This window comes from Candidatus Zixiibacteriota bacterium (assembly GCA_021159005.1).
Classification (GTDB): domain Bacteria; phylum Zixibacteria; class MSB-5A5; order UBA10806; family 4484-95; genus JAGGSN01.
In genome coordinates this window covers 67814-74332 of the sequence record JAGGSN010000136.1, presented here as the reverse complement: position 1 = coordinate 74332, position 6519 = coordinate 67814, and the positions used below count along the sequence as shown (strand labels likewise).

At 36.5% G+C, this 6519-nt stretch carries 4 protein-coding genes; 2 read left to right on the top strand and 2 right to left on the bottom strand.

The annotated features are described in order from the left end of the window. Both J7K40_09005 and J7K40_09000 read right to left on the bottom strand, forming a co-directional pair. A partial coding sequence (locus J7K40_09005) for a toprim domain-containing protein (GenBank protein MCD6162534.1) occupies window positions 1–1310 on the bottom strand: 1310 nt, incomplete at its 3' end. A 90-nt stretch (window positions 1311–1400) separates the two neighbouring features. Then, entirely contained in the window at window positions 1401–1889 is a 489-nt protein-coding gene (locus tag J7K40_09000) for a hypothetical protein (protein ID MCD6162533.1), read from the bottom strand. Between the two features lie 413 nt (window positions 1890–2302). Between J7K40_09000 and J7K40_08995 the strand changes: the two genes are divergently transcribed. Together J7K40_08995 and J7K40_08990 are read left to right on the top strand one after the other, a co-directional pair. Next, window positions 2303–5056 carry a DEAD/DEAH box helicase family protein gene (locus J7K40_08995; GenBank protein MCD6162532.1) on the top strand — a complete coding sequence of 918 codons (2754 nt, stop codon included), beginning with the start codon at window positions 2303–2305 and terminating at the stop codon, window positions 5054–5056. Continuing rightward, on the top strand, window positions 5053–6519 hold the full coding sequence (locus J7K40_08990) for a restriction endonuclease subunit S (protein ID MCD6162531.1): 1467 nt from the start codon (window positions 5053–5055) through the stop codon (window positions 6517–6519). Before J7K40_08995 ends, J7K40_08990 begins: the two co-directional genes overlap by 4 nt.

Genomic DNA, 6519 nt, shown 5'->3' with positions numbered 1-6519 from the left:
ACAAGTAAGAATTCAAGAATATAACTGAATGTATTTTCACTGGCATTTATACCATATTCAAATAGAGTAATTTTAAATTCTAAACTATCTTTATGTATAAGGATCAATATCTTTCCTATTTCATCAAAATAATAAATGTGGTTTTGGTCATAATAGAATTTTCCCCGTTCACTCATATCATCAGCAATTACTTGACCGATTAAATCATTCTTCTCAAAAGCTCTTAAACTGTCATCTTCCCTTCCCGCTCTGATACCCCCAACTCTTTTCTTAACGCTTTCGATTTCTTTAAAATGTTTCTGGCTATTAGCAAACAAGTCCTTAACTGCCTTAAAAGCACCGTTGTAATCATCATCAAAGCTCTTAATGTAATCATCAATATCTTTAAAATCATCAGGGGTTGTTGTTGCGCTAACAGTTATTGATTGCTGAGCTTTCTTAACTAGCTCGAATCCAGCGCCGTTATCATTATCATAACAAATTACCGGATTTTTCGATATTTTAGATATTGTTTCAATATCAGCGGAATTAACTGAACCGACAGCACAGCCATTTATATAGTGATTTTCTAAGGATATCCCCTCAATTTCAGCTTTTCGAGCCATTAAAGATTGAAGCTGCAAAATATCGAATTCGCCCTCAACAACAATAAGCTTTTCATTTTGATGTTTTACCTTATCAATCGCAATCGGGCTGAATAAATCTTGGCCAAATACACCGGTGCCATAATCAGGCAGCTTAAACGACATAAACTTTTTATCATAAGGCTTGCGCAGTTTCATCGAGATGATGTTGTGATAAGCATCGCAATAATAAAACACCAGCCATTCTGCACCTTTATAAATTACTTCTCTTAATTTCTGTCTAATCGAGTAAATATCATCCAATTTTTTACTTGAATCTTTATCTTTTGCTTTATTTTCGATTTCATTAATAATCGGTTCAAATTCAACATCAATATCATAGCTGGCTGGCATTATGCCGATCATGGAATGAGCAATAACAATAGGATGGAGTTGTCTTTCATTTACAAGATAATCATAGGCATTGCTTTGAGTATTTTGTTGATTGAGCAGTTCGGTTTTTGAAACTAAATATAATCTTTCCAGTATATCAATTATCGCTTTATGCTTATGACGTTTCTTATATGGTGTTATATACTTTAGACAGGAAGGGTGAAAACATTTTCCCAGCGAATCATCTTTAGTGATTGAAAAAGAATGATGACCGCAAAACGGGCATTTTGTTTTTTGACCAACTCTGGCATTAATGTTGTATTGGCTAACCAGAATTTCAGTAACATTGCTCATCGATAATTAATCCTCCCCAGCACTACCATTATTATCATCCCTCTACTATACCCTCTCTCGAACAAATCAATGCAAATTGTACCATATTAATCATCCCTGTTTTACCCAATTTCCACTTTTCTCTAAAGGCATACAATAGCTTATGGTTTTAAATTCTGAAATCGGTATGGAAACAACTACATCAAATTTAGTGTTACCCGCTTTTTGAGAAAGCGTTCTCTTGAACGGTATAATAAATCTTTCGCCAAAATCAATTTCAATCAAACCTATACAATCAGTCCATGCAACTATAAAATATACTCTGGGATTATCCTTATTAAATTTGAGCTTCAGTAACTCAACATATTTAGCGGTCGATAATACTATATCGGGGAACTCTTTTCGAGCATGGCTGCGGCATCTGACTTCAAGATATATTTTTTTATCATCACTGATAAAATCGGCTGGAAAATATTTTGGAGTTGGATTAAAGGTGTTTCGCAAATATTTACCCGTTATATTAACAATACGATTTTCGTTATCTCTGTCTATTTTAGATTCAAATGTAACGATATCCCCTCCAGGATAAACTCTTAGCATTTGCTAAGGCATTTGTAAAAATATCTATTGACAATGGCCAGAGTGATTTATTAGATAAGGCAATACTGGCAATTGTCAGGTTTTCAGTTTTTGGCGGGGTTGTCCTTGTAAAATAGCCCCGCCATATTCTTGATTCCATTCTATATTAAAATTAATTAAATATCTACCACATTCGATTAAAATTATATCACATTTTATCAACGGAGTAAGTATTGAGAAATGATTTAATATTTTATTTATCATAAAGTTACGAAACATCAACATCTATCTCTAATAAAAACATCCTGAATTACCTTGCTAAACAAAACTCCATAATCCATATTATCTATGTTTAGTTTTAAACTCATTAAATAGGGAGTTTTTTTGCAGAGAATTATAATTATCAATGATTATATCTCACAAGGGCAAAATTTATGAAACCTGAAGATAAAGCTCGTCAAAATATCGATAAAATGCTGTTAGATGCCGGCTGGCAGCTTCAGGATTACGAAAATCTCAATCTTGGTGAATCTCTGGGCATCGCAGTTCGCTATTTTCAACTGAAAACCGGTGAAGCTGATTACTTACTATTTATCGATAGAAAAGCGGCTGGCGCGATTGAGGCTAAGCGTGAAGGAGCTACTCTGGGCGGTGTTGATGTGCAATCTGATAAATATCTTATAGGCTTGCCGGATAATATCCCAGCTTATCAAAACCCCCTCCCGTTTGCTTATGAAAGCACCGGCATAGAAACATTCTTTCGCGACCAAAGAGACCCTTACCCCCGTTCCCGCAGATTATTCGCATTCCATAAGCCGGAAACATTGCAGGAATTGCTTGAACAAAGAGACACACTTAGAGCAAAGCTGCAAAATATACCCGAATTGATTACAAAGGGCTTAAGAGATTGCCAGATTGAGGCTATCACCCAGCTTGAAAAATCATTTTATAACAATAATCCAAGAGCGCTTATACAAATGGCATCAGGCGGCGGCAAAACATATACTGCAATCAGCTTTATCTATCGATTGATTAAATTTGCCAATGCTAAAAGAATCTTATTTCTTGTCGATAGGCGAACTTTGGGCAAGCAAACATTTAAAGAGTTTCAACAATTCACAACTCCTGATGATGGCCGGAAATTCACATCGCTTTATAATGTCCAGCTTTTAACCTCAAATAAAATCGATACTGTATCAAAAGTCTGTATTACAACCATACAGCGGTTTTATTCTATGCTTAAAGGCGATCCTGAATATGATACCGATAATGAGGAACATTCTACTTTTGAAATGCCGCTATTTGGCGCTGAACCAATTGAAGTGTCTTATAATCCCGAAATCCCGATTGAAACCTTTGATTTTATCGTAACCGATGAATGCCATAGGTCTATTTACAACCTTTGGCGACAGGTTCTGGAATATTTCGATGCTTTCATTATTGGGCTTACTGCTACACCCTCAAAACAAACAATAGGCTTTTTCAATCGCAATCTGGTTATGGAATATCCTCATGAAAGAGCGGTTGCCGATGGCGTTAATGTTGCTTATGAGGTCTATCGAATCAAAACAAATATTACCAGCCATGGCGGGAAGGTTGAAGCCGGCTATTATATCGACAGGCGCGATAAGCTAACCAGAGAAACCCTCTGGGAACAGCTTGATGAGGATTTAGAATACACCTCAAAAGAGCTGGATAGAAAAGTTGTAGTCCCCGACCAGATAAGGACAATTCTCAAAACATTCAGAGATAAACTACCGATAGATATTTTCCCTGGCAGACAGGAAGTTCCCAAAACCCTGATATTTGCCAAAGATGATTCTCATGCTGAAGATATAGTCAATATAGCCAGAGAAGTTTTCGGTAAAGGAAATGAGTTCTGCCGAAAGATTACTTACCGCACAACCGGTGAAAAGCCGGAAACCCTTATTGCCAGTTTTCGCAATTCCTACTATCCCCGTATTGCAGTTACAGTTGATATGATTTCGACCGGAACTGATATCAGGGCGCTTGAATGCCTTATTTTTATGAGAAACATCAGGTCAGCCGGCTATTTTGAGCAAATGAAGGGTCGGGGCGCCAGAGTTGTTACTCCAACCGAATTGCAATCCGTTACGCCAGGCGCTAAAGTCAAGGATCGTTTTGTTATAATCGATGCCATAGGCGTATGCGAAAGCGATAAAAGCGATTCCAAACCCTTAGAGCGTAAACGGCATATCGCCTTTGATAAACTGTTAAATGGAGTCGCTATGGGCGATAGAACCGATGATACTATCTCATCACTGGCGGGGCGGCTGGCTATGCTTAACAGGAAAATCAGCGATAAAGAACAAGATGAAATCAGTAAGAATGCTGAGGGTAAACCGTTAAAAGAGCTTATCAATAAACTTTTGGATGCTCTCGATCCGGAAAAGATTATTAAAAAAGCCAAAGAGCTATTCAAAACCGACAGACCTGATAAAGAGCAGGTTAAAAATGCCTCCAAGCAGATAAAAGATGAGGCTTGCAAGCAATTTGACAACCCTAAGCTGAGAAATTCTATCATTGAAATAAAACGAAAAAATGAGCAAATTATTGATACTACCGGCATAGATACGGTGATTGAGTTAGGTTTTGATTCTCAGGCGAAATTGAAATCCCAAACTTATATCGATACTTTCAAGAAATTCATTGAAGATAATAAAGACGAACTCATAGCCTTGCAGATTTTCTATAATAAACCTTACGGCCAGCGCAAAGTTACTTTCGAGCAGATTGAACAGCTGGCTGATGAAATGAAAAAACCGCCTTATGATATAACATATAAACATGTCTGGCAGGCTTATCGGCGCCTTAATAAAGTTACTTCTAAAAAGCCAGACGCTCATAAAATACTAACCGACATCGTTTCATTAGTCCGCTTTGCAACTGAGGAAATTCAAACCCTTGAGCCGTTTTCAGATATTGAGGATAAGGCTTTTGCTAATTGGCTGGATAAGCAGAAAATCGCCGGCAAGCAATATACGACCGAACAAATTGAATGGCTGACAATGATAAAAGACCATATTACTACAAACCTGACTATGGAAATAGATGATTTTGATTTAGTGCCATTCTATGAAAAAGGCGGAATTGTAAAAGCACACAGGGTATTTGGAGAGGAACTGCCAAAACTAATTGAAGAGCTTAATGAGGCGCTGGCAGCGTGAAAAATGATATTAAGATACCCAAAGGGTGGGCATATATTGACTTTAAAAAAGTAATAAATAAAATATCTACAAATGGGATTAAATTAAAAAATATCGATTATCATGATAAAGGCAAAATACCTATTATAGACCAAGGGCAATACTTTATTGGGGGTTATACTAATAACGAGAAAAACAGAATACTAATTGATAACCCTGTAATTGTATTTGGCGATCACACAAAAATATTTAAATACATAGATTTTGATTTTGCTGCAGGTGCAGATGGCATAAAAGTAATTGAACCCCAAAAAGTATTTTTCTCAAAATTGTTTTATTATTTTTGTCAATCTATTCAACTTCCAGATAAAGGATATGCAAGACATTTTCAGTATTTAGAGAAATCAATAATCCCTCTCCCCCCTCTGCCAGAACAACACCGCATAGTTGCCAGGATAGAACAGCTATTCACTAAGCTTGATGCCGGTGTTGAGGCGCTTAAGAAGGCTAAGGCGCTGCTTAAGCAATACCGGCAGTCTGTACTAAAGGCGGCTATGGAGGGCAAGCTAACCGCTAAATGGCGTGAAGCCAACAAAGACAAGCTCGAACCGACATCGGTACTGCTTGAGCGTATCAAGAAAGAGCGCCGCCGGAAATGGGAAGCTGAACAACTTGCCAAGTTTAAAGCCAAAGGCAAAATGCCAAAAGATGATAGCTGGAAAAAGAAATACAAAGAACCAGCGCCGGTTGATGCCTCGAATTTGCCGGAGTTGCCGGAGGGGTGGGAGTGGGTAAGATTAAATTTAATATGTCCTCAAGTAAATAAAGTGAATCCGAAAATAACACCAAATAAGAAATTCTATTATTTAGATATTGCATCTATTAATAATAATCATCAAAGAATCACTAATCCAAAATTATATTCTGGCTTAAATGCACCATCAAGAGCAAGACAATTAGTAAAAGAAAATGATGTTTTGTTTTCTACAGTAAGAACTTATCTAAAGAACATAGCGGTAGTTGACAATAAATATGATAGGCATATTGCTTCTACTGGTTTTTGTGTTCTAAGTCCCGTTAAATATAATCATAAATTACTGTTTTATATTGTTCAAACTGATGATTTTTTAAATCCTTTAAATGCAATTCAAAGAGGTACCAGTTATCCTGCTGTAAGAGACTCCGATGTTTTAAATCAGGTTATTCAATTTCCAAATTTAACTGAACAAAACAAAATCATAGAAGAATTAGATAAACAGTTTTCTGTTATTGATGAAATTCAAAAAACAATCGATATCAGTTTTCTTCAATTTGAATATTTAAAACAAAGTATTCTCAAACAAGCCTTCCAAGGCAAACTCGTTCCGCAAGACCCCAACGATGAACCGGCTGAAAAGCTCTTGGAACGCATAAAAGCCGAAAAAGCAAAACTTAAACAAAATAAAATACCTGCAAAACGAAAAACAGTAAGAAAAAGGAAATAA

What these genes read in the sequence shown, in the direction of transcription:
- J7K40_09000 (MCD6162533.1), bottom strand. Translation starts at nt 1,889, where the DNA reads ATGCTAAGAGTTTATCCTGGAGGGGATATCGTTACATTTGAATCTAAA.
- J7K40_08995 (MCD6162532.1), top strand. Translation starts at nt 2,303, where the DNA reads ATGAAACCTGAAGATAAAGCTCGTCAAAATATCGATAAAATGCTGTTA.